Raw genomic sequence first — 21597 nt, 5'->3', positions numbered from 1 at the left:
TTTCAGCTGAACAGGATCAGCACGTACGCCGCGAATGTCACCAGATGCGCCGCGCCGTGCATCGCCGTGACGCGCTTCGCGCTGAACGTCGCCACCGACAGCAGCAGCGTCACGGCGAGCATCAGCAGGTTCGCGGGCGACTCGGCGAGGATCACGGTCTGCCCGGTCAGCATCCCGATGATCAGCACCGCGGGAATCGTGAGTCCGACGGTCGAGACGAGGGCGCCGTGGCAGAGGTTGTTCACGCGCTGCGCCTCGCCGCCGAGAGCGGCTCTCACCGAGGTGATGGACTCGGGCAGGAAGACGATCATCGCGATCAGCACGCCGGCGAGGGCCGGGGGAGCACCGAGACGCCCGAGTCCGTCGTCGAGTAGTGCGGCCATGTCGTGCGACAGCAGGACGATCGGCACGACGGTGACGACGAGCAGTGCGAGCCGGGTGACGACCTCGCGGCGGTTCTCCCGAAGCACCGCGACGATCCCGCCCGATGTCGCATCCGCATCCGCATCCGACGAAAGCGCATCCGGTGAACCCGCGCCCGCGCGCAGCCGCTCGTCGACCTCGGTGAAGTCGGACGCCTGGGCACCCATCTGCCGGTAGAGGAAGAACGCGTAGAGCGCGAGCGTCAGGATGATGATCGGGATCGCCTGCCCGAGCGTGTACGACCCGGCCTCGCCGATCAGCGCGGGCAGGGCGAAGGCGAGGGATCCGAGCACGATGAGCATCGCGAGATAGGCCGAGGTGCCGGTGCGGTTGTGGGCCATGGCGCCGCGGCGCAGACCGCCGAGCAGCAGGCAGAGTCCGATGACCAGGTTGAGGATGATCATCGCGACGGCCATGACCGAGTCGCGGGCGATCGTGGCGTGCTCGCCCGGACCGAGCATCACCGCCGAGATCAGGATCACCTCGATCAGCACGATCGAGAGCGTGAGCACGAGCGAGCCGTACGGGTCGCCGAGCTTGTGGGCCAGTGCTTCGGCCTGCTTGACGACGCCGAAGGCGCACGCGACGATCACGGCGATGATGACCGCGAGCGCGACGATGAGCGTCGGCGCGGGTGCGGGAGCGGCGATCACCGGATGGATGAGAAGCAGGACGCCGAAGGCGCCCCAGCCGAGCACGATACGTCCTATGTCGGTGGCGCCGACCAGTCGAGTCTGTGAGGTGTGAGACATCCGCAGCTCCTTCGAAGCGGGGCCGTCCCCGATGAGAGAGGCGCCCGGGTCGTCCCGGTCGCGGTGCTGTGTCAGCGTTCTGCCTCGATGGTACGCGAGCGGGGTGCGCGGCACCTGATCATCTGCAGGTCAGTGCCTGATCACGGGCTGTGCAGGGTCAGCGCCGCGCGCGGGCGCGTGTCTTCGTGACGCCGTTGAGCGTGGCTCGCACCGGGGTGCCGAGATACAGCCCGAGGGAGGCGCCCGATGCGAGGGCGATCCCGATCACCACCGCATCGACCAGCGAGCCGCCGATGCCGAGCACTCCCGTCGCCGTGCCGGCAGCGTGCACCATCTCGAGCAGACCCTGGAACACCGCGACTCCGGGCACGAGCGGCACGATCGCCGCCGTCGTCACGGCGACCGACGGCACGTGCAGGTTGTGGGCGATCAGCACCCCGACGAAGCTCGCGAGCAGGGCGCCGATCGCGCTCGCGGCGGCCGGCTGCAGCTGCAGCGCGATCATGCCCGCGTATCCGGCGATCGTGATGGCGCTGAGCAGTGCGCTCACCAGGATGATGCGGATTCCCGCTCCGTTGAACACCGCGACCGCGACCGCGATGATGATGGCACCCGTGAACTGGTTCAGCAGGGGCCCGAAGGGTGCGGGGTCGTCGGGGAGGTCCATCGTGAACCCGAGCACGCTGCCGAGCTGCAGGCCCACGAGGATGCCGATCACGACGCCGAGCGTCTGCATGGTCAGGTCGAGGATGCGACCGCCGGCGGTCAGGGCGAACCCGTCGATCGCGTCCTGCGCGGCGCCCACCACCGTGAGCCCGGCCAGCATGAGCACGATTCCCGAGGCGACGATGATCGAGGGGCGGATGCCGACGAAGGGCTCGATTCCCGCCGCGCCGAGCGCCGACACCGCCACGGCGACGACCGTCGTGACGAGTCCTCCCGCGATCTGGCTGAAGAAGAGCGGCACCCGGATGCGCGCGAGACCCGCCTGCGTGACGGCGGCTCCGAGCGCGGCGATGAAGGTGAGTCCGACGATGATCGGCGAGGCGCCGAGCATGATGCTGACGCCGACCGCGAGCAGTGCGCGCGCCACGACCACGACGGGCTGCTGATAGCGGAACGGCACCCGGCGGATGACGCGGAACGCCGTGCGCGCCGACTCGAGGTCGAGCCCGTCGGCGATGTCGGCCACGAGTGCCTGCACCCGCTGCAGCTTGTCGTGATCGGGGGCGGCGACGCGCACGACCCGCACGAGCGTCTCGGGCCAGACCTCGCCGCTCAGGTGGAACGACACGGTGATGGAGTTGTAGGTCACGTCGACCTGCACCCCGCGCATCCCGTAGGCATCGCACACCCGGATGATCGCGAGCGTCACCTCGTGCGCCGAGGCGCCGACCGCGAACATCGCCTCGCCGATGCGCGTCGCGAGATCGAGAACGCGGGGCACCGTGCGCTCGTCGATCACGGGCATGGCCTCGGTGTGCGCGACGGAGGAGGGGTCGGTGTGCAGGATCCTGCGCATCGAGGCGAGCAGTCGCCGGTGGGGGTTCGGGGACATCCGTCCATTCTGTCATCGGCAGGGTCCGAGGCCAGATGCACAGAGATGGGTACGGACGTACGCAGAATTGCTATCCTCGACCCATGACGCACGACGGCACGACGGACTACTTCGCAGGCGACCCCCGCACGAACCGGGAGCGGATGCTCGCCGGTGACCTCTACATCGCCGACGACCCCGAGATCGAGCGGCGCTCGGCGCGGGCCGCCCGGCTCGCCGATCTCTATCAGCGTCAGACGCTGGCTGGCGACCCCGCTGCACGCGGATGGCTCGAAGACCTCATCGGCGATCTGGGGGAGGGCGTCGCGATCCGCCCGCCGCTGCACGTCGACTACGGCGACCACATCTCGATCGGCGCACGCACCTTCGTGAACTTCAATCTGACGGCGCTCGACGTCGCGGCGATCACCATCGGCGCCGACTGCCAGATCGGGCCGAACGTGCAGCTGCTCACGCCCACGCACCCGATCGATCCGACCATGCGTCGAGACAAGCTCGAGGCCGCCGAACCGATCACCATCGGTGACAACGTCTGGCTCGGCGGCGGGGTGATCGTCTGCCCGGGGGTCACGATCGGCGAGAACAGCGTGATCGGCGCGGGGTCGGTCGTCACGAAGGACATCCCCGCGAATGTCGTCGCGGTGGGGAGTCCGGCCCGTGTCGTGAGGAGCATCGGTGTCGAGCATGCCGTCTGAGTCCGCGACCGGATCCCGCAGCGGTCGCAGGAACGACCCGGAGCGTCGGGAGCGCATCATCACCGCGTGCCTCGACGTGATCGCCGAGTCCGGGGTGGCCGGCGCGTCGCATCGTCGCATCGCCGCGGCCGCCGGAGTGCCGCTCGGGTCGATGACCTATCACTTCGCGGGGATCGACGAACTGCTGCACGAGGCTTTCACGAGGTTCGCCACCACGGTGAGCTCGCGATTCGAGGAGCGCATGGCCGCGGCATCCGATCCGTCGTCAGCCCGAGCCGCGGTCGTCGCGATCATCCTCGACGACGTGGCGCGCGGCAGGAGCGAACTCGTGCTGTCGCATGAGCTCTATACGCTCGCTGCCCGCGAGCCCTCGTACCGGGCGTTGACGACGGCCTGGATGCGACGCAGCCGCGCGGCCCTCGAGCGGCACTTCGATCCGGAGACGGCGAAGCTGCTCGACGCGATGATAGAGGGCGTGTCGATCCACCGCGCCCTCGACGACGAGCCCAGAGGCACAGCCGAGGTCGAGGATGCGGTGGATCGGATCGCCGGTCGGTCCAGCGAGAGCACCGTGTAGCTGCTCGCAGGCGCCGGAGCGGTGCGTGGGGATGCCATGCAGCATCCCCACGGCATGATCAGTGCGACCCGACCGACCCTTCGACGGTCTCGACGACGACCTGCTGCGCGGTGTGGCGGCGCGCGGTGCGCAACAGCACCGCGGCGAGCACCGCGACCACCGCGGTGACGCCCGCGCCGACGAGCATCGCCGAGTGGAGTCCTGACAGGAACGCATCCTGGGCGACGGCGGTGGCCTCGCCGCCGAGACCCGCGGGCACGATTCCCTGGGCGAGCTCGTCGGTCAGCGCGGCGGTGAGGTCGAGGTCGGCGGCGCCCCGTGCGCTGCCGGCTCCGACGACCGAGGCGAACACGGCGGTGCCGAGCGCGCCGCCCAGCTGCAGCATCGTGGCCTGGAACCCGCCGGCGACACCGGCGAGATGCACGGGGGCGCTGCCGACCACGGCATCCGCGCCTGCCGTCATGGTGAGGCCCACGCCGAGCGCGAGCGCGACGAAGGGGATCGCCATCGCGATGTACGGAGTGTCGACGCCGATCGGCGTGAGCGCCACGAGCGACACGGCCACGAGCGCGAGTCCGACGGTCATGGTCACCCGCGTGCCGAGGCGGCTGACGAGCACGGCGCCGATGGGCGAGGCGATGATCGACACGGCCGACAGCGGCAGCAGCATGATGCCCGCCACGACGCCTTCGACCCCGCGCAGGTTCATCAGGAAGAGGCTCAGGAAGAACGTCACGCCGAGCAGCGCGAAGAAGTTCGCGCCGACGGCGAGTCCGCCGATCGAGAAGCCCGGCTCGCGGAAGAGCGACATCGGCAGCAGCGGGTGGGCGCTGCGCAGCTCGACCAGCACGAACACGGCGAGCACCACCAGTGCGCCACCCAGCACGAGCAGGGTGCGCGCGTCGCCCCAGCCCCAATCCTCGGACTGCACGATCGCGAGCACGACGCCGGCCAGCCCGATGGCGAGCAGGATGACTCCGGGTACGTCGAAGCGCACCGTGGAGCTGCCCGCGGTCGATTCGCGCACCACGAGTGCGGTGACGATCACCGTGATCACGGCGATGGGCGCGTTGATGAAGAAGATCGACTCCCAGCCGAGGGTGGCCACGAGCGCGCCTCCCACGATCGGGCCGGCGGCGATCGCCACCGACGAGACCCCGCCCCAGATGCCGACCGCCATGCCGAACTTCTCGCGGGGGAAGGTCGCGCGCAGGATCGACAGGGTCTGCGGCATGAGCAGCGCGGCGCTGACGCCCTGCAGGGCGCGGAACGCGATCACACCTGCGGCGCTGCCGACGAGGCCGATCGCGACGGAGGTGACGGCGAACGCGATCACCGCGACGATGTAGACGCGGCGGCGGCCGAAGCGGTCGCCGAGCGTGCCGCCGACGATCAGGCACACGGCCAGGCCGAGCAGGTACGCGTGGGTGATCCACTGCAGCTGGGTGAACGAGGTGCCGAGCGAGGCGGCGATCGCGGGATTCGCGATCGAGACGACGGTGGCATCGAGGCCCACCATGAACAGGCCGAGTGAGACGGCGATGAGGGTGGCGATCGGATGCCCGCGCAGGGCCTTGCGCTGCGGTGCCGTGAATGCGGCGGTGGAGGTCATGAGATGAGTGCTTTCGTCGGTCGGTCGGATGCAGGGCGCGACGAGCACAGAGCTTCGCGAGGAGCGCCGTCGGGTGCCCGGAGGACCTGGGTGGCAGCGACGACGGCTACACGAGCGCGGTCGGCCCTCGTGCCGGTCGCGCTCCCTCAGAAGCGTATGAAATAATACACAAATGGATGCCTCGACGCTAATTCCGGATGCGGAACTCGAGCGGTTCGCCGATGCCGTGATCTCGATCGCCAACCGCATCGAGCCGCGCGGCCTCGAACTTCCCGGCAGGCGTCGACTGACCCCGCGCGAGATCCTCGTGCTGCACGAGGTCGCGGTGACTCCCGGGGTCACGGCGACGCAGATCGCTCGGAGCATCGACCTGCAGCGCAGCAATGTCAGTGCCACGCTGCACGCCCTCGAGCGGGAATCCCTGCTCGTGCGGGCCCCCGCCGCGGACGGACGGGGCGCGGGGTTCACCCTGACAGAGGAGGCGCGTCGAGATGTCGCGGTGGTGCGCGCTCATCGCTCGGAGCGGCTGCGCACGGCATCCGCCGATCTCGTGCGCGAAGTCGTGTCGATCTCCGACGCGCTGTCGCGCCTTGCGCGAGCCATCGGGGAGGATCCCCGCGGCGAGTGAGCGCTCACTCGTGCTCGGGAAGCACCGGCGTCGACCAGCCGGGGTCGCGCCCGATCTGAGTCGCGCGCCCCAGCGACTGCGCGCCGAAGCGGTCGCGGATCGCGTCGAGCGCCGTGTCGATGCGCTCGCCGTCGCCCCAGTCGATCGGCAGCTCGGGCTGCAGGTGCGTCGCGCGATCGAGCTGGGTGAGTGAGACGCCGATGAGGGTCACCCCCCTCGCCTCGATCTGGGGCATCGCGGCGGTCAGCAGGGTGCGGGCCATCGTGAGCAGGGTCGCCGTGCGCACGGTGGCGAGCCCGGCGGTGCGCGAGCGGGTGGCTTTCGTGTAGTCGCCGAAGCGCAGGCGCAGCACGACCGTGCGGCAGGTGCGCTCGCCGTCGCGGAGGCGGCGGGCGAGGCGGTCGACGATCTGCGTGAGGATCAGGTCGAGCTCCTCGGCCGATCGGGGGCCGGTGCCGAGCGCGCGCTGCGAACCGATCGATCCGCGGCGTCGGGTCGTGTCGACCGGTCGTGGATCGCGCAACCGGGCGAGCGCGTGCAGGTGCCCGCCGGTCGCCGAGCCGAGCAGTCTCTCGGCTGTCGCCGCCTCGAGCTCGGCGAGCTGCCCGACCGTGTGGATGCCCAGCCGGTGCAGTTTCTCTGCGGTGACCGCGCCCACGCCCCAGAGCCGCTCGACCGGCAGCGGGTGCAGGAACTGCTCTTCGCGATCGGGGTCGACGACGAGCAGGCCGTCGGGTTTGCTCACCGCGCTCGCGACCTTGGCGAGGAACTTCGTGCGGGCGACCCCGACCGAGATCGCGAGTCCCACCTCGACGCGCACCCGCTCGCGCAGCGCGGCGGCGACGGCTTCGGGGGTGCCGGCGATGCGGCGCAGGCCGCCGACCTCGAGGAACGCCTCATCGATCGACAGGCCCTCGACGAGCGGAGTGGTGTCGCGGAAGATCGCGAACACGTCTCTGCTGGCCGCGCTGTAGGCATCCATCCGCGGCGGTACGACCGTCGCCTCGGGGCAGAGCTGCATCGCCTGACGGCCGCCCATCGCGGTGCGCACTCCGCGGGCCTTGGCCTCGTAGCTCGCGGCGAGCACGACCCCGCCGCCGACGATCACCGGTCTGCCGCGCAGCTCGGGGGCATCGCGCTGCTCGACCGAGGCGTAGAACGCGTCGAGATCGGCATGCAGCACGGTGGCCTCGCCCCGCATCCTGAGCTCCTCTCGACGGGCAGATCGTCGCACGAGCCACCGACATCACGGCTCCAGGCGCGATCCGGGAATAGTTGACCCGCATCGACAGTTGCACTAGATCAACGATCAAGATATGGTTGACACCAATCAACTTTCTACACAGGAGTCTCACCACTGTGACAGCTATTCCCTCATCCTCCGCGCCCGAGGCGACTCGGTCTCCGCGCGAGGTCTTCACCGCGATCTCCGGTCTCGTCGTCGGCATGTTCGTCGCCGTGCTCTCGGGCACCGTGGTGTCGACCTCGATGCCGGTCATCATCGCCGACCTCGGCGGCACGCAGTCCCAGTACACCTGGGTCATCACCGCGAGCCTTCTGGCGACCGCCGTCTCCACTCCGATCTGGGGCAAGCTGGCCGACCTCGTCGACCGCAAGATCCTCGTGCAGATCTCGCTCATCCTCTTCACCGTCGGCACGGTGATCGCCGGCTTCTCGACCGACACGAACATGCTCATCGCCGTCCGCGTGATCCAGGGCATCGGCGTCGGCGGTCTGATGTCGCTCGTCATGATCGCGGTCGCGCTCATCATCTCGCCGCGTGAGCGCGGCAAGTACATGGGCGTCGTCGGCGGCATCATGGCGCTCGGCACGATCGGCGGCCCGCTGCTCGGCGGCCTCCTCACCGACGTCTGGGGCTGGCGCTCCAACTTCTTCGTCGGCGTTCCCTTCGCCCTGCTCGCCCTCGTGCTGCTGCAGTTCACGCTGCACCTGCCGAAGCCGCAGCGCGACAGCAAGGTCTCGATCGACTACTTCGGCATCGTGCTCCTCGCCGTCGGCGTCTCGACCCTGCTGATCTGGGTCTCGATGGGTGGCAGCCAGTTCGACTGGGACTCGTCGACGAGCATCATGCTCGCCGTCATCGCCGGTGTCGCGATCGCCGCGTTCATCACGGTCGAGTTCTTCGTCAAGGAACCGATCGTCCCGATGTCGCTGTTCCGCAACCGCACCTTCACCCTGTCGGTCATCGCGTCCATCGCGATCGGCGTCTCGATGTTCGCCACCTCGGTGTTCCTCGCGCAGTACTTCCAGCTCGCCCGCGGCGCCACGCCGACCGAGTCGGGTCTCATGACCATCCCGATGATCATCGGTCAGATGGGCGCGTCGATCATCATCGGCCAGCTCGTCAGCCGCTTCGGCAAGTGGAAGGGCTGGATGGTCACGGGTTCCGTCCTCACCACGGTCGGCGTCTCGCTTATGGCGACGCTGCGCTACGACACCCCGTTCCCGCTGGTGGCGGTCTACATGTTCGTGCTCGGTGCCGGTCTCGGCATGGTGATGCAGAACCTGACCCTCATCGTGCAGAACGACACCGCCCCGCAGCAGCTCGGCGCGGCCTCGTCGAACGTCAACTTCTTCCGCACGATCGCCGGCACCATCGGCGTCACCGTCATGGGAGCCATGCTGTCGACGAGCGTCGCGAACTACATGACCGACGCGCTCAAGGGCTTCACGCCGACCACCCCCGACGAGGTCGACGCCCTCACGCACCTCGCCTCGGGCGACGTGCCGAAGGTCACGCAGCTGCCCGACACGATCCGCGCGATCGTCGAGAGCGCCTACGGGCACGGCATCGCCGATTCGTTCATCATCGCGATCCCCCTCGCCGTGATCTCGGTCATCGCGATCGCCTTCATCAAGAACAAGCCGCTGTCGACCAAGAACGCCGCCGAGCAGCTGCGCGATCAGGCCGAGGACTCGGCGATCGACGTCGCCGGGGCCGAGGTCGGTGCGAACCTCTCGACCGGAACGATCCGCACGTCAGGTGCCGCCACGGCGACCGGTTCGGTGACCGTGCTCGAGCGTGAAGCCGAGCGCGAGGGCCGGGAGCCGAGGGGCTGACATGGTCGCCACGGAGGCCGTCACGGCGCCGGACCTCGAGGACGCGATCGGCGACCTCCAGGGTCATCTGAACCTCATCTTCGCGAGGACTCGGACGCTCTGGAGGGAGTCGGCGGCCCGCATCGCCCCCGATCTGCAGGTCGGCGGCTACAAGCTGCTGACCTTCATCGAACGGGCGGGCACCGCCAACGCGCATGAGCTGGCCGAGCGGTTCGAGATGGACAAGTCGGTCATCAGCCGGCAGGTGCGGATGCTCGAGGAGCTGGGCCTCATCGAGTCGCGGCCCGACGAGCGCGACGGTCGCCTGCGGGTGCTCACGGCGACGCCGGCCGCCCAGGCCGCGCTCGCCGAGCTGCGGCAGGACCACGGTCTGCGCCTGAGGTCGGTCCTCGCCGAGCTGACCCCCGACGAGATCCACGCCGCGTCGAAGGTCTTCCGGCTGCTGTCGGAGGTCTGACCGTGCCCCGTCCCCTGTTTCGAATCGCTCACTTTGCAGATTCTCGCCCGCCGGAACTGCACAGTGAGCGATTCGAACGGATCTGACCACGCCGTAAGCTGGCGAGCATGAGTGCCTCCGACAGCGCCGACCTCGATGAGGCCGTCTCCCGCGTGGAGCACGAGCTCGGCCGGCTCTTCGCCCGCATCCGCGTGAGCTGGCGCGAGGCGGCGATCACCGTGCATCCCGACCTGCAGCCGCTCGGCTACCAGGTGCTGACCTCGATCGCCACGGGCAAGGCCACCTCGGCCGGTGCGATCATCGAGCGGCTGCAGACCGACAAGTCGGCCGTCAGTCGTCAGGTGCGCCAGCTCGAACAGTTGGGCCTGGTCGAGAGCGTCCGGGATCCCGACGACCGTCGGGCCCGTGTGCTCGTGGCCACCGAGCTCGCGCAGGAGCGCGTCGCGGTCGCGCGGTCACGCTACGAGGCACGCCTGGGGCAGAAGCTGCGCCGCTGGTCGGCCGAGGATCTCGACCACTTCACGCGCCTTCTCTCCGACCTGGGCGGCGAGGTCCCGGTGGCGCCCGCAGCAGCCACCGCCGAGGGATCGCAGGCCGCAGAGGGCGACAGCCCGGCATCCTGATCGGGGAATACCCGGCGAGCGGTGGGCCTTGTCCCTCACTGTGAGTCTTTACGAGCCCGCCGCCTTCGGCGCCCTTCCGCTGTCCACCCGCGTCGTCATGGCGCCGCTGACCCGCACCCGCGCCGATGATGCGGGCGTGCCCACCGAGACGATGGTCGAGTACTACCGCCAGCGCGCAGGATTCGGGCTCATCATCACCGAGGGCACGTGGCCCGCGGCCGAGGGCAAGTCGTACTCCGGACAGCCGGGCATCGTCACGCCCGAGCAGATCGAGGGATGGCGCCGCATCGCGGATGCCGTGCACGAGGCGGGCGGCACGATCGTCATGCAGCTGATGCACGGCGGCCGCGTCTCGCATCCGGCGATCTCGGGTCAGTCGCGCGTCGTCGCACCGAGCGCGCTCGCCGCGCCCGGTGAGACCCACACGCCCGAGGGCAAGGCCGCCATGCCGGTCGCGCACGCGCTGACCCTCGAGGAGATCCCCGAGGTCGTGGAGCAGTTCGTGCAGGCGGCGCGCAACGCGATCGCTGCCGGACTCGACGGCGTCGAGGTGCACGGCGCCAACGGCTACCTCGTGCAGGAGTTCCTCTCGCCGGTGTCGAACATCCGAGACGACCAGTACGGCGGATCGCCCGAGAACCGCGCCCGCTTCGCGATCGAGGTCACGGCCGCCGTCGCCGAAGCCGTCGGCGCCGACCGCACCGGCATCCGTCTCTCGCCGCAGCACAACATCCAGGGCGTGCTCGAAGAAGACGACGCCGACGCGCTCGCCACCTACCTCGCCGTCGCCGAGGGCCTTTCTCCGCTCGGCCTCGCGTTCGTCGACGTACTGAACGCCGCACCGACGAGTGAGCTCGTGCAGCGCATCCGCCGCACCCTCGGTGCGCCGCTGATCATCAACTCGGGCTTCGCCGCATCCACGACCCGTGATGAGGCCGAGACCCTCGTGGCGGAAGGATGGGCGGATGCCGTCGCCGCTGGCCGGCCTGCGATCGCGAACCCCGACCTGGTCGCGCGCTGGCGCGAGGATGCCGAGCTCAACGAGCCGCGCCCCGCGCTGTTCTACGGCCGCACCGCCGAGGGGTACACCGACTACCCGTCTCTCGAGGTCGCGCGCGCCGACGCGAGCTGAGTCGTTCTGTCCCCGTGCTCCTGTCGGGAGGCGCGCCCGCGAGGAGCGCGCCTCCCGGGGGGGGGAGCACGATGGGTCCGATCACGCAAGGCCCTTCGTGACCGGGCTGCTGCTTCGTAGCGTTCTCTGAGAGAGGCGCATTCACGTCTCCCGATCAAAGGGGGAGAAGATGAAGAAGCAGACCCGGATCGCGTTCGATGACGACCAGTTCGTGCTGGCGCCCGAACAGGACCTCGTGGATCTGATGGATCGAATCGAGATCGCGGCGAAGTCCGACCCGGCATTCGTCGACTTCACCGCCGGGAACGACCTGGTCAGCGTGCTCGTCTGTGCCGGCACCCGAGTCGTGGTGACCGTACAGCCGGAGCGGGCGACGGAGGATGCCCGCTACCTGCCGCTCACCGCCGGTCCGCTCGACTGGGACTACTGAGAGAGCGGGGGACGCGTCCATGAAAGCACTCACCTGGCAGGGAGCCCGCTCCGTCTCCGTCGACGAGGTGCCGGATCCCGTGATCCAGCACCCGACCGACGCGATCGTCCGCATCACGTCGTCCGCCATCTGCGGATCCGACCTCCATCTCTACGAACTGCTCGGCCCGTTCCTCGACCGGGGTGACATCCTCGGGCACGAGCCGATGGGCGTCGTCGTCGAAGTCGGCAGTGAGGTCACCCGTCTAGCGGTCGGCGACCGCGTGGTGGTGCCGTTCAACATCTCCTGCGGGCACTGCTTCTTCTGCGTGCGAGGACTCCAGTCTCAGTGCGAGACGACCCAGGTGCGCGAGTATGGCAGCGGCGCATCGCTGTTCGGGTACACGAAGCTCTACGGACAGGTTCCGGGCGGACAGGCCGACTATCTGCGCGTCCCGCTCGCCGACCACAATCACATCAAGGTCGCCTCCGACCTGCCCGATGAGCGATACCTTTTCCTCAGCGACATCCTGCCGACGGCATGGCAGGGGGTCGAGTACGCGCACGTCCCCGACGGAGGCACCCTCGCCGTCATGGGACTCGGACCCGTCGGGCAGTTCGTCGCCCGCATCGGGGCGCATCGTGGATATCGCGTGCTCGCGGTCGATCCGGTGCCGGAGCGTCGCGAGATGGCGGCGCGGCACGGAGCGCAGGTGTTCGACCTGACCGACGACATCACCGACCAGCTACGTGACCTCACAGAGGGACGGGGAGCGGATGCCGTCGTCGACGCCGTCGGCATGGAGGCGCACGGCAATCCCGGCGTATCGCTGGTGCAGAAGGCCGTCGGACTGCTGCCAGACCCCCTGGCTCGTCAGGTGTTCGACAAGGCGGGCATCGACCGGCTGGCCGCCCTGCACACGTCGATCGACGTCGTGCGACGCGGTGGCACGGTGTCACTGAGCGGTGTCTATGCGGGCGACGCCGACCTCATGCCGATGAAGACCATGTTCGACAAGCAGGTGATTCTGCGGATGGGGCAGTGCAACGTCAAGCGCTGGGTCGACGACATCATGCCGCTCGTCGAGGCGATCGATGATCCGCTCGGTGTGATGGACCTGACCACGCACGAGGCTCCGCTCGATGACGCTCCGGCGCTCTACGAGACCTTCCAGCGCAAGGAGGACGGCTGCATCAAGGTCGTGCTGCATCCGTCGGCGGTGTGATCCGCCCGCGGAAGAAGAGTGCGATGAAGCCGACGACGGGTCGTCGATCTGAGACGCGACGGGCGTGAGGAGCAGTGAGAGTTCACGCAGTGCGAGGCCGCTCGTTCAGTCCGCGTGACCCTCGGCGAGGTACGCCAGACGATGCAGGGTCTCGGCGTTGCGGAGGCGCAGCAGCGGCGTCGTCACGAGCGAGGGGAGCAGCGTGGCGGGTCCCTTCACCGGCTCCTCGTCGATGCGCACCATCGCGCCACCGTCGTACGATCGCACGCGCAGCGTGACGCGTGCTTCACCGATCGGCCACCCGCGCGCGCGGATCACCATGCGGTGCGGCGGCTCCCACTCCTCGATGACGGTCGTGTCGTCGAGCAGCGCCGGCCACACACCCACCGAGTGGTGCAGCTCCGCGCCCGGCTGCGGCCAGGATTCTTCGACCTCGCGCATGCGCGACGCGCCGACCACCCAGGCCGGATAGAGCCAGCCGTTCCCCAGGACTCGGAACACATCGTCCGGGGTGCATTTCATGATGCGGACGTTCTCAGCCATGACGGCCCCTCTCTCGTGTCTGTATCGTGCCTGCACCTCGGCCCGACGCGAAGGGGGTTGACGACAGGGCAGGGCGGCGAAGGGATGCGCCCGCTCGCGCGACCGCTAGCACAGGCCTCCCTCGTGCGCCTCCCCCTGTGAAGAGTGCGCCGCGTCTGCGAACGTCGGCACATGACCCTCACCGACCTCTCCGCTCGCGCCGTGCGTCGCCTCACCGACCTCGCGCGCGACGACGCACCCGCGCTGCTCACGCACGGCTACGGCTTCGGCGCCCGGCTCTGGCAGCGCGTCGCACCGGGGGCACGCGCAGCGCCGATGCGGCTGCTCGGTCGCGAGGCCGTGTTCGTGCGCGGGGTCGAGGGGGTCGAGCTGTTCTACGACGCCGACCGAATCGCGCGCCACGGCGCGATGCCCGCGATCGTGCAGGAATCGCTGTTCGGGCACGGCTCGGTGCACAGCCTCGACGGCGATGAGCACCGGCACCGCAAGGCGACCTTCATCGACGTCGCCTACGAGGATGCCCAGGTCGCACGTCTCACGCCTCTGCTCGAGACCGAATGGGCGCGGGAGAGGGCGTCGTGGATCGCCGGAGGCACCCGCAGCGCCTACGACGCCGCGGTCGGGGCCCTCGGTCGAGCGATCATGAGCTGGGCCGGGCTCCCCGGCACGGCGGATGCCAGGACACGCTGGTCGGCGAGGCTCGCACAGATCGTCGACGGCTTCGGCTCCCCCTACTCTCCGCAATACCTCGTCGCTCTCGCGAACCGCTGGTGGTCCGACCGCCACTCCGCCCGGCTGATCGAGGCCGTGCGCCACGGCTCGCTGCATGCCGAACCCGGAACGGCGCTCGAGCAGTGGGCGCATCACCGCGACGAGAACGGCCATCTGCTCGACGCCCGCGTCGCCGGTGTCGAGCTGCAGAACAGCATCCGCCCGATGATCGCGGTCGCCCGCTTCGTGGCCTTCGCCGCGAAGGAGCTCCACGACCGTCCGGACTGGCGCGACCGCATCGCCGCAGAGGCCGACGAACGAGGCGCCGTGGTCGGCGGCCCGCTCGCGGTCATGTTCGCCCAGGAGGTGCGTCGCACCGCGCCGTTCGTGCCGATGCTGCCCGGCTGGGCGCTCACCGACATCGAGCTCGACGGGCAGAGCGTCGACGCAGGAGGGCGAGTGGTGCTCGACATCCTCGGCACCGACACCGACGACCGGTTCTGGGCGCGCGCCGAGACCTTCGACCCCGAACGGTTCCGCGATGTGGCCGACGACTATGAGGCGCTCGCCGCCTTCATCCCGCACGGCGGCTCCGACGTCGCGACCGGCCACCGCTGCCCGGGAGAGAAGCTGGCCATCGCAGGACTCTCCGCCGCCATCGCCGTGCTGAGCGACCCCGACCTGCGCATCCTCGGCGACGGTCTCGACGTCGACCGACGCCGGCTCCCCACCAAGCCGCGGTCCGGAGGACGCGTGCGGTCGGCGACGGCATCCGGGCGCTGTCCGTTCCATTGAGCTGACACCTCACAGCGGCGCCTCCGAGCACGGCGACCGATACCGTAGGACCCATGACCCAGGCCTTCCGCACCTTCGGGCGCATCCTCGCGCGGCACGGCGTCGCGCTCATGGCCTGGTATCTCGGTGGTGAGGCGCTGCATCGGCTGCTGGTGGAGCTCGCCGGATTCGTCGGCGGTCACACCTCGCTCGGCGGACTGCTTCTGCTGCCGCTGGCCGTGGCTGCACGGCTCTTCGCGTACGTCGCGATGTACCTCACGGTGAGACCATCGCTGCCGCACAGCCGCAGGGAGGATGCCGGTGGCCCGCGAGAGTTCGCCTCGGCGTCTCTCGCGGCGATCCTCCCGTTCTTCGCGTTCTACACCGCGTGGGGTCTGCTCGATGCCGACCTGATCGACTTCTTCCGCATCGCCGTCGCCGTCGGGCTCGAGAGCACCGGCATGCAGGCAGATCAGCTCGGTGACCGTGGCGGGCTGATCGCGGTCGGAGTGCTGCCGGTGGCGGTGCTGGTCATCGCACTGATCGCCCGACTGCTGTTCACCCGCTTCGCCGCCCGCCTGCCGCGGTGGACGGTGGGTCTGGCGGTCTACACCGAGGTGCTCTGGACCTTCATGCTCTTCGTGCTGGTCGCGCGATGGTGGAACGGAGTGCTCGGGTGGGTCGGGGAGCGCGCTGCCGTGGGATGGCTGCAGTCGTTCGGCGACTGGTTCGCGATCAACCTCGAGCCCATCGCGGCGGTGTGGGAAGGAGCGACCTGGCTCTTCGGCATCGTGGTCGCGGCTCTTCTCGTCCCCGCCACGTGGCTCACGGTCGCGGGAGTGATCTTCGGCACCGCGTTCGACTCGACTCCGTCGTTCCCCCGCTGGGCGGGCGGCGCCGGGGGAGCCGTGCGAGGCGCGGCGATGAGCGTCGCGCGCACACTCGTGATGAGACTCGAGGGCCTCTGGGCTGCGGTCACCGTGATCTGGCGCGGCGGACCTGTGCTGTTCGGGGCGTTCGCGCTCGCCTACGCCTGCTGGGCCTTCGCCGAGCAGGCCGCGACGCGCGGGGTGCTGGAGGTCATCGGCGGGCACGAGACGTGGTTCTGGGCGGGGGTGTTCCCGCTGGTGAGCGTGGAAATCGCTGCGATCGCCGAGCCGTTGCGTGTGGCGATCGTGGCCACGGCATACGACGGCGTGATCGGGCGGCCGAAAGCCGGGCTCGACACACGTCCGTCAGGGATCGACGACCCGTCAGGCATCGAGAGCCTGTCAGGGGTCGACGGTGAACCGAGCGAGATCGGAGTCGTCGCCCTCGATGTCGAGCACGAAGGGCCCCTCGGCGTCGTCGGGCAGCACGAAGATGAGCAGGACGCGATGCGACGCGGGCTCGGGGGCGCATGAACTCGCGTCCAGGCCCGCGGGCAGATCGAGTCCGTTCCGCGAGCTCACCCAGGTACGCGACGACGACTGCTCGGTGAGGGTCGCGACGCCGCACGACGCGGCATCCGGTCCACCACTGGCACTCAGCCGCACGCTCAGCGTGCGCGAACCCTCGGGGGCGTCGAACTCCCCCCACTCCACGAAGCCGAGCGAGAGCTCCTGTCCCGAGATGGTGATGCGGGAGTCGTCGGCGGATTCGGCCTCGATCACACGGTCGGTCTGACGGATGCTGGGAATCACGTCGAGCCACACGTAGGCGCCGACCACGGCGACGGCGGCGATGGCCAGGGCGATCAGCGCGGTGCGCTGGGTGTGCCACCAGGCCTTGGTGCGATTCTCGCTCACTTCTCGCTCCAACCCGGTGCGACGAGATCAGCGCTCGGGACGCGGGGGAGATCATGGAGATCGATCGAGATCACCACGAGGTCGTCGAGCTCGGGGGTGGAGTACCCCGGGGAGAGCCGCAACTCGGCGGTGTCGCTGTCGAGCTCTGTCGGCAGCTCGAAGGACAGCGTGCCCGTGGTCTCGGTGCCGACGCGCAGCGCGGTGCCGCGCAGCGACGTCGACGGGCGTTCGCTCGCCTGGAACACGCGCTCGTCGACGGCGAGGGTCGCGAGCTGGATCGCCGCATCGACCTCCGTCGTCGCCGCCGAGGCATCGAGCGTGATGACGAGCCAGTTGCCCTCGGCACTCCATGCGGATTCGACCACCTCATCGGCGAAGGTCGTGTCCGTCACGGTCGCGACGATCGTCCGCGCCGCGACGGTCTCGCCAGCATGTCCATGCACGGTGATCGGCCCGACCACATCCTCGTCGCTCGGTGTCACGGCAGTCACCAGCCCGGCGCCCAGCACGAGCGCGGCGCCGAGAAGCCAGGGCAGCGCGCGCTTCACGACGTCCCGCTCACGGGGATGACGATGCGTGCGGCGATGTCGGCCGCTCGCCAGGTCACGACACGGGACGAGAGGAGCACGGCACCCGTGCTGATCGCGGCCTCGTGCACATCGAGAGCGACGGCGTCGCCGGCCATCGCGTCTTCGGGAACCGGCCAGGCGATTGTGACCTCGTCGGGAACCCCGGGCTGCAGGTACACCTGGCCGGCCGATCCATCGGCGCGCCACACAGAGGCGCTGTCGGTGGGCTTCACGCCGGCCGGATCGAGCAGCGGCTCGTCGTGATTCACCAGATTCGTGTCGATGCGATCGGCCGTCGTGCCGACGCCGATCGGGTGATCGGTCAGGTTCTCCATCGCGAGGGTTATCACCAGCAGCACCTCGCCGTCGTCCGCCTCGAGGTACTTGGATTCGACCTCGCGCGTGAACTCGGCATCGAGCACGGTGACGCTCAGCTGACCTGTGCGCACCTCGTCGCCCGCGTCGACGCGGCGCGGTTCGGTCAACGCCTGGGCGAGTCCGCCGGTCGCGATCACCACGATGAGCAGTGCGGCGACTGCCGCGGCGGCGACCCAGAACCAGTGCGGCAGATCCGCGATCGCGCGCGCCCATCGTGAACCGATCTCGACCTCGATCTTGAGGAGCGGTGCCGCTTGCTCGATGAGTGGACCGAGGTCCGGCGTCGGATCGCGGCGCTTGAGGCGGAAGCGAGCGAGCTGCTGGTCCAGAGGATCGCGGTCCGCGAAACCGATGTGTCCGAGCACCCGTTTCACCGGGATGCGATCGACCGGTCGATGGTCGCGGAGTATGCGGCGGCGGGCCGGGTGACGACGGGGTCGGTGGAGTATGCGTTCACCGACGCGCGTACGTTGTCGCTGACTCTGCCGGCGACGCGGGCGGCGTTCGCGGCCGGGGTGATCAGTGTCGGGCATGTGCGGGAGATCGTGCGGGCGAGCACGATCGTCAGCGACGCGATCGATGCCGGGACTGTGAGCCCGGAGACGATGAGGCTGTATGAGGCGGCGGTGCTGGTGTTCGCCGAGCGGGAGACCGCGGCACGCACGAAAGCCCACGCCCGGCAGGTCGCGGCGACCCTCGCCGGGGTGACGTTGGTGGCTCGTCAGCGCAAGGCAGTCGAGGAACGGTGCGTGCAGGTGCGCTCCGTCGGTGACGGGCTGTCTCTGCTCACCGCCGTGCTCCCGGAATGGGTCGCCGAAGCGATCCTCGATCGGCTCACCCAGATGGCCCGCGAGATCGCCCGCACGCGTGATGAGCGGGAACCGCACCTGCCATCCCTGGACGACGCGGGCGAGCACACCCGGCATCTGCACGACTTCTCGCCCGAAGACCCCGAATACGGCGCATACGTCGACGACGGGCATGTCACCAGCGGGGTGATCTTCGGCGAGTCGGGCACGTTCACCACCGACCCGCTGACGGGCCTGTCCGATCCGATGACCGACCCGACCAGCCCCGACATCGAGCACCTCACCGGCGACACCCGCACGATCGACCAGATCCGCGCCGACGTCCTCACCGACCTCCTCCTCGCCGCCACCCCCAGCCCCGAGAACGGGTCCGGACTCGAGAACATCAGCGCCCGCATCCAGGTCACCGTCGCCGCGACCACCCTCACCGGCGACGACGACAACCCCGCCGAACTCGACGGGCACGGCCCCCTCGCCCCCGAGATCGCCCGCTGCCTCGCCGGATACAACACCGGCTGGACCCGCCTCTTCCTCGACCCCACCGGCCTCATCATCGAGACCGACACATACACCCCCACCGCACCCATGCGCAGGTTCCTGCGCGCCCGCGACCAGCACTGCCGATTCCCCGGATGCCGCACGCCCACCCACCGCTGCGACATCGACCACACCCACGACCACGCCAGAGGCGGCAAAACCCGCACCGACAACCTCAGCCACCTCTGCCGGCGACACCACACCCTCAAACACCCCGACATCCACGACCGACACCGCTGGACCGCACACCAACAACCAGACGGCACCATCACCTGGACCAGCCCCCTCGGCCGCACCTACACCGACCCACCACCACGACGAGTCATGTTCGTCTGANCACCGCACCCATGCGCAGGTTCCTGCGCGCCCGCGACCAGCACTGCCGATTCCCCGGATGCCGCACGCCCACCCACCGCTGCGACATCGACCACACCCACGACCACGCCAGAGGCGGCAAAACCCGCACCGACAACCTCAGCCACCTCTGCCGGCGACACCACACCCTCAAACACCCCGACATCCACGACCGACACCGCTGGACCGCACACCAACAACCAGACGGCACCATCACCTGGACCAGCCCCCTCGGCCGCACCTACACCGACCCACCACCACGACGAGTCATGTTCGTCTGACCCACCACGGATCAGGGCGCCAGGCGGGTTCCCGTGCCAGGTAGGCAGTGCTCATCGCCGACGCGCTCATCGACGAGGGGGCTCATCGACGAGGGGGCTTATCGACGGGGTGCCGTGGTCACTGACACGTCTCGAACACGTGCCCTTCATCGTCGGGCGTGAGCAGATCGCGATCGCGCAGCACCATGGATGCCGGTGACTCGCTGTCGGCGCACATCTCGTCGAACGACCGCGGCAGTTCGTCGGTGTACTCGATGTCGATCACGTGGTCACCGTAGACGTCGGTGAAAGACCCGCACTCCTCGTAGGCGGCGCATTCCTCGACCACGGCGAAGTCGAAACCGGCGCGGTCACGCAGCTGCGCGGCATCCTCGGCGGCGTTCTTCTGTCCTGCGGCGAGCCCCGCATCGTGCGCCACATCGACGAGCAGAGTGGCGAGGGCGAGATTGTCGTCGAGCGTGAGAGCTCCGTCCGACCGTGTGTACGAGTCGAGGTTGTCGAACTCCACCCCGTCGAATCCGGCATCCGCGCATCCCTCGATCCACGGGCCGACCGCCGCGGCGATCCGGTCGCGCTTCTCTGCGGTCGAGGTGTCGAGCAGCGCCTCATCGGGCCAGTCGGGGTCGAACACCGGCTCGCCGTCGCGCTGCAGCAGCAGCTCGGCATCCCAGTCGTCGAGCTCAGCGGGCTGCGTCTGGAAACCGTTGACGTAGCAGACCGAGTAGATCCCCTCGGCGGGGGGATCCGACCGATCGCGCCCCACGATGCCGACGCCGTCGGCCGGCTCGTAGGCCCCGCCGAGCTGATAGTCGGGGGTCGCACCGGCAGGCGGCAGCGCGATCGCGGCGCTGGAGGCGGCATCCGACGCGCAACCGGTCAGAGCGAGCAGGCTCGCGGCGCACACCGCGAGCGCGATGCCCGACGCGCGCCTCAGGAGCCCGCTCCCTGCAGACTCCCGTGCGGCGCGCCGTACAGCTCCGCGACCTCTTTCGACCCCATGCCGCGGTCGTAGGTCCCGTGCTGCGGCCAGCCCTCGGGCGAGTCCTCCCACTCCTCCTGGCGACCGTAGGGCAGAAGGTCGACCAGGCCCTGCAGGTGGCTGAGGCGCTCGGTGCCGCGCCCGTTCGTGTGCCACGTGCGATACACCGAGACGCCGTCGCGCAGGAACACGTTCACCCCGAAGCCTTCGTCCGGCCCGGCATCCATATCGGACCCGAACGAGCTGTCGGCGCTCGAGTACCAGGCCATCCGATTGCCCACGCGTTCACGGTAGGCCAGCGCCTCGTCGATCGGCCCGTTCGTGACGATCACGAACCGGGCGTCGTAGTACCGCTCGAGCACGTCGAGGCGGGTGAACTGCGAGGTGAATCCGGTGCATCCAGGACACTGCCACTCGTTGCCGTCCGACCACATGTGGTTGTAGACGATGAGCTGCGGGTGCCCGTCGAAGATCTCGGCGAGACGCACCGGTCCCTCGGCGCCGACCAGCGTGTACTCCGGCAGCTCGACCATCGGCAGGCGACGGCGTTGCGCGGCGATCGCATCGAGCTCGCGCGTGGCCGCCTTCTCGCGCACGCGCAGGGCATCGAGCTCGCGCCGCCAGGTGTCGGCGTCGACGACCGGCGGAAGGGGATTCTGAGATGTGGGGTTCTCTGTCGCGCTCACGAGTGACCTCCGGATGC

22 protein-coding genes are annotated in these 21597 nt (G+C 69.4%); 13 read left to right on the top strand and 9 right to left on the bottom strand.

Annotation, left to right across the window (positions count from 1 at the left end):
- Window positions 1-2: 2 nt before the first annotated feature.
- Both IXW21_RS14110 and IXW21_RS14105 read right to left on the bottom strand, forming a co-directional pair.
- Window positions 3-1175: a calcium:proton antiporter gene (locus tag IXW21_RS14110; protein WP_194764895.1), complete on the bottom strand. Its 1173-nt coding sequence runs from the start codon at window positions 1173-1175 to the stop codon at window positions 3-5.
- Between the two features lie 157 nt (window positions 1176-1332).
- Window positions 1333-2733 (bottom strand): threonine/serine ThrE exporter family protein, encoded by a 1401-nt coding sequence (locus IXW21_RS14105; RefSeq protein ID WP_194764894.1) that lies wholly within the window; start codon window positions 2731-2733, stop codon window positions 1333-1335.
- An 83-nt stretch (window positions 2734-2816) separates the two neighbouring features.
- On the opposite strand from IXW21_RS14105, the gene IXW21_RS14100 reads away from it, so the two are divergent.
- Both IXW21_RS14100 and IXW21_RS14095 read left to right on the top strand, forming a co-directional pair.
- On the top strand, window positions 2817-3428 hold the full coding sequence (locus tag IXW21_RS14100) for a sugar O-acetyltransferase (protein ID WP_194764893.1): 612 nt from the start codon (window positions 2817-2819) through the stop codon (window positions 3426-3428).
- Window positions 3418-4005 (top strand): TetR/AcrR family transcriptional regulator, encoded by a 588-nt coding sequence (locus IXW21_RS14095; protein ID WP_194764892.1) that lies wholly within the window; start codon window positions 3418-3420, stop codon window positions 4003-4005. Before IXW21_RS14100 ends, IXW21_RS14095 begins: the two co-directional genes overlap by 11 nt.
- 58 nt (window positions 4006-4063) lie before the next feature.
- Here IXW21_RS14095 and IXW21_RS14090 read toward each other — a convergent pair whose 3' ends face one another.
- Window positions 4064-5617, bottom strand: coding sequence for an MFS transporter (locus tag IXW21_RS14090; protein ID WP_194764891.1), 1554 nt, complete (start codon window positions 5615-5617; stop codon window positions 4064-4066).
- A gap of 172 nt (window positions 5618-5789) precedes the next feature.
- Between IXW21_RS14090 and IXW21_RS14085 the strand changes: the two genes are divergently transcribed.
- Window positions 5790-6245, top strand: a complete 456-nt coding sequence (locus IXW21_RS14085; protein ID WP_194764890.1) for a MarR family winged helix-turn-helix transcriptional regulator — start codon at window positions 5790-5792, stop codon at window positions 6243-6245.
- A gap of 4 nt (window positions 6246-6249) precedes the next feature.
- Here IXW21_RS14085 and dinB read toward each other — a convergent pair whose 3' ends face one another.
- Entirely contained in the window at window positions 6250-7446 is a 1197-nt protein-coding gene (dinB, locus tag IXW21_RS14080) for a DNA polymerase IV (RefSeq protein WP_194764889.1), read from the bottom strand.
- A gap of 158 nt (window positions 7447-7604) precedes the next feature.
- On the opposite strand from dinB, the gene IXW21_RS14075 reads away from it, so the two are divergent.
- The 6 genes from IXW21_RS14075 to IXW21_RS14050 all read left to right on the top strand — a co-directional run bounded on the left by IXW21_RS14075 (window position 7605) and on the right by IXW21_RS14050 (window position 13172).
- On the top strand, window positions 7605-9326 hold the full coding sequence (locus tag IXW21_RS14075) for a DHA2 family efflux MFS transporter permease subunit (RefSeq protein WP_194764888.1): 1722 nt from the start codon (window positions 7605-7607) through the stop codon (window positions 9324-9326).
- 1 nt (window position 9327) lies between these two features.
- The gene (locus tag IXW21_RS14070; protein WP_194764887.1) at window positions 9328-9783 is read left to right on the top strand and encodes a MarR family winged helix-turn-helix transcriptional regulator; all 456 of its coding nucleotides are present in this window, start codon (window positions 9328-9330) and stop codon (window positions 9781-9783) included.
- A gap of 107 nt (window positions 9784-9890) precedes the next feature.
- The gene (locus IXW21_RS14065; protein WP_194764886.1) at window positions 9891-10406 is read left to right on the top strand and encodes a MarR family winged helix-turn-helix transcriptional regulator; all 516 of its coding nucleotides are present in this window, start codon (window positions 9891-9893) and stop codon (window positions 10404-10406) included.
- Window positions 10407-10446: 40 nt separating this feature from the next.
- Window positions 10447-11538, top strand: a complete 1092-nt coding sequence (locus tag IXW21_RS14060) for an alkene reductase (protein ID WP_194765038.1) — start codon at window positions 10447-10449, stop codon at window positions 11536-11538.
- A gap of 169 nt (window positions 11539-11707) precedes the next feature.
- Window positions 11708-11968: a hypothetical protein gene (locus IXW21_RS14055; RefSeq protein WP_194764885.1), complete on the top strand. Its 261-nt coding sequence runs from the start codon at window positions 11708-11710 to the stop codon at window positions 11966-11968.
- A 19-nt stretch (window positions 11969-11987) separates the two neighbouring features.
- On the top strand, window positions 11988-13172 hold the full coding sequence (locus IXW21_RS14050; protein ID WP_194764884.1) for an alcohol dehydrogenase catalytic domain-containing protein: 1185 nt from the start codon (window positions 11988-11990) through the stop codon (window positions 13170-13172).
- Between the two features lie 105 nt (window positions 13173-13277).
- On the opposite strand, the gene IXW21_RS14045 is transcribed toward IXW21_RS14050, so the two are convergent.
- Window positions 13278-13715: an SRPBCC family protein gene (locus IXW21_RS14045; RefSeq protein ID WP_194764883.1), complete on the bottom strand. Its 438-nt coding sequence runs from the start codon at window positions 13713-13715 to the stop codon at window positions 13278-13280.
- Window positions 13716-13886: 171 nt separating this feature from the next.
- Here IXW21_RS14045 and IXW21_RS14040 point away from each other — a divergent pair, with 171 nt between their 5' ends.
- Both IXW21_RS14040 and IXW21_RS14035 read left to right on the top strand, forming a co-directional pair.
- A complete protein-coding gene (locus IXW21_RS14040) occupies window positions 13887-15221 on the top strand; it encodes a cytochrome P450 (RefSeq protein WP_194764882.1) in 1335 nt (444 codons plus the stop codon).
- Between the two features lie 53 nt (window positions 15222-15274).
- Window positions 15275-16603, top strand: a complete 1329-nt coding sequence (locus IXW21_RS14035) for a hypothetical protein (RefSeq protein WP_194764881.1) — start codon at window positions 15275-15277, stop codon at window positions 16601-16603.
- Window positions 16604-16983: 380 nt separating this feature from the next.
- Here IXW21_RS14035 and IXW21_RS14030 read toward each other — a convergent pair whose 3' ends face one another.
- The gene (locus IXW21_RS14030; protein ID WP_194764880.1) at window positions 16984-17535 is read right to left on the bottom strand and encodes a hypothetical protein; all 552 of its coding nucleotides are present in this window, start codon (window positions 17533-17535) and stop codon (window positions 16984-16986) included.
- Entirely contained in the window at window positions 17532-18299 is a 768-nt protein-coding gene (locus tag IXW21_RS14025) for a DUF4352 domain-containing protein (protein WP_323742261.1), read from the bottom strand. The genes IXW21_RS14030 and IXW21_RS14025 overlap by 4 nt, the downstream gene beginning before the upstream one ends.
- Between IXW21_RS14025 and IXW21_RS14020 the strand changes: the two genes are divergently transcribed.
- On the top strand, window positions 18189-19616 hold the full coding sequence (locus IXW21_RS14020) for an HNH endonuclease signature motif containing protein (RefSeq protein ID WP_194764878.1): 1428 nt from the start codon (window positions 18189-18191) through the stop codon (window positions 19614-19616). The genes IXW21_RS14025 and IXW21_RS14020 overlap by 111 nt on opposite strands.
- Before the next feature lie 11 nt (window positions 19617-19627).
- Window positions 19628-19915 (top strand): HNH endonuclease signature motif containing protein, encoded by a 288-nt coding sequence (locus tag IXW21_RS14015; RefSeq protein ID WP_228528571.1) that lies wholly within the window; start codon window positions 19628-19630, stop codon window positions 19913-19915.
- 118 nt (window positions 19916-20033) lie between these two features.
- Here the strand turns inward: IXW21_RS14015 and IXW21_RS14010 are convergent, their stop codons facing one another.
- On the bottom strand, window positions 20034-20819 hold the full coding sequence (locus IXW21_RS14010) for an endo alpha-1,4 polygalactosaminidase (RefSeq protein ID WP_323742260.1): 786 nt from the start codon (window positions 20817-20819) through the stop codon (window positions 20034-20036).
- Window positions 20820-20845: 26 nt separating this feature from the next.
- Entirely contained in the window at window positions 20846-21580 is a 735-nt protein-coding gene (locus IXW21_RS14005; protein WP_194764877.1) for a DUF899 domain-containing protein, read from the bottom strand.
- Window positions 21581-21597 lie beyond the last annotated feature (17 nt).

Source organism: Microbacterium sp. UFMG61 (assembly GCF_015354505.1).
GTDB lineage: Bacteria > Actinomycetota > Actinomycetes > Actinomycetales > Microbacteriaceae > Microbacterium.
The sequence above is the reverse complement of the archived record's forward strand: the minus strand, read 5'-3'. Positions and strand labels throughout refer to the sequence as shown.

What these genes read in the sequence shown, in the direction of transcription:
- IXW21_RS14085 (WP_194764890.1), top strand. Translation starts at nt 5,790, where the DNA reads ATGGATGCCTCGACGCTAATTCCGGATGCGGAACTCGAGCGGTTCGCC.
- IXW21_RS14015 (WP_228528571.1), top strand. Translation starts at nt 19,628, where the DNA reads ATGCGCAGGTTCCTGCGCGCCCGCGACCAGCACTGCCGATTCCCCGGA.
- IXW21_RS14110 (WP_194764895.1), bottom strand. Translation starts at nt 1,175, where the DNA reads ATGTCTCACACCTCACAGACTCGACTGGTCGGCGCCACCGACATAGGA.
- IXW21_RS14090 (WP_194764891.1), bottom strand. Translation starts at nt 5,617, where the DNA reads ATGACCTCCACCGCCGCATTCACGGCACCGCAGCGCAAGGCCCTGCGC.
- IXW21_RS14070 (WP_194764887.1), top strand. Translation starts at nt 9,328, where the DNA reads ATGGTCGCCACGGAGGCCGTCACGGCGCCGGACCTCGAGGACGCGATC.
- IXW21_RS14050 (WP_194764884.1), top strand. Translation starts at nt 11,988, where the DNA reads ATGAAAGCACTCACCTGGCAGGGAGCCCGCTCCGTCTCCGTCGACGAG.
- IXW21_RS14095 (WP_194764892.1), top strand. Translation starts at nt 3,418, where the DNA reads ATGCCGTCTGAGTCCGCGACCGGATCCCGCAGCGGTCGCAGGAACGAC.
- IXW21_RS14035 (WP_194764881.1), top strand. Translation starts at nt 15,275, where the DNA reads ATGACCCAGGCCTTCCGCACCTTCGGGCGCATCCTCGCGCGGCACGGC.
- IXW21_RS14065 (WP_194764886.1), top strand. Translation starts at nt 9,891, where the DNA reads ATGAGTGCCTCCGACAGCGCCGACCTCGATGAGGCCGTCTCCCGCGTG.
- IXW21_RS14105 (WP_194764894.1), bottom strand. Translation starts at nt 2,733, where the DNA reads ATGTCCCCGAACCCCCACCGGCGACTGCTCGCCTCGATGCGCAGGATC.
- dinB (WP_194764889.1), bottom strand. Translation starts at nt 7,446, where the DNA reads ATGCGGGGCGAGGCCACCGTGCTGCATGCCGATCTCGACGCGTTCTAC.
- IXW21_RS14100 (WP_194764893.1), top strand. Translation starts at nt 2,817, where the DNA reads ATGACGCACGACGGCACGACGGACTACTTCGCAGGCGACCCCCGCACG.
- IXW21_RS14040 (WP_194764882.1), top strand. Translation starts at nt 13,887, where the DNA reads ATGACCCTCACCGACCTCTCCGCTCGCGCCGTGCGTCGCCTCACCGAC.
- IXW21_RS14055 (WP_194764885.1), top strand. Translation starts at nt 11,708, where the DNA reads ATGAAGAAGCAGACCCGGATCGCGTTCGATGACGACCAGTTCGTGCTG.
- IXW21_RS14045 (WP_194764883.1), bottom strand. Translation starts at nt 13,715, where the DNA reads ATGGCTGAGAACGTCCGCATCATGAAATGCACCCCGGACGATGTGTTC.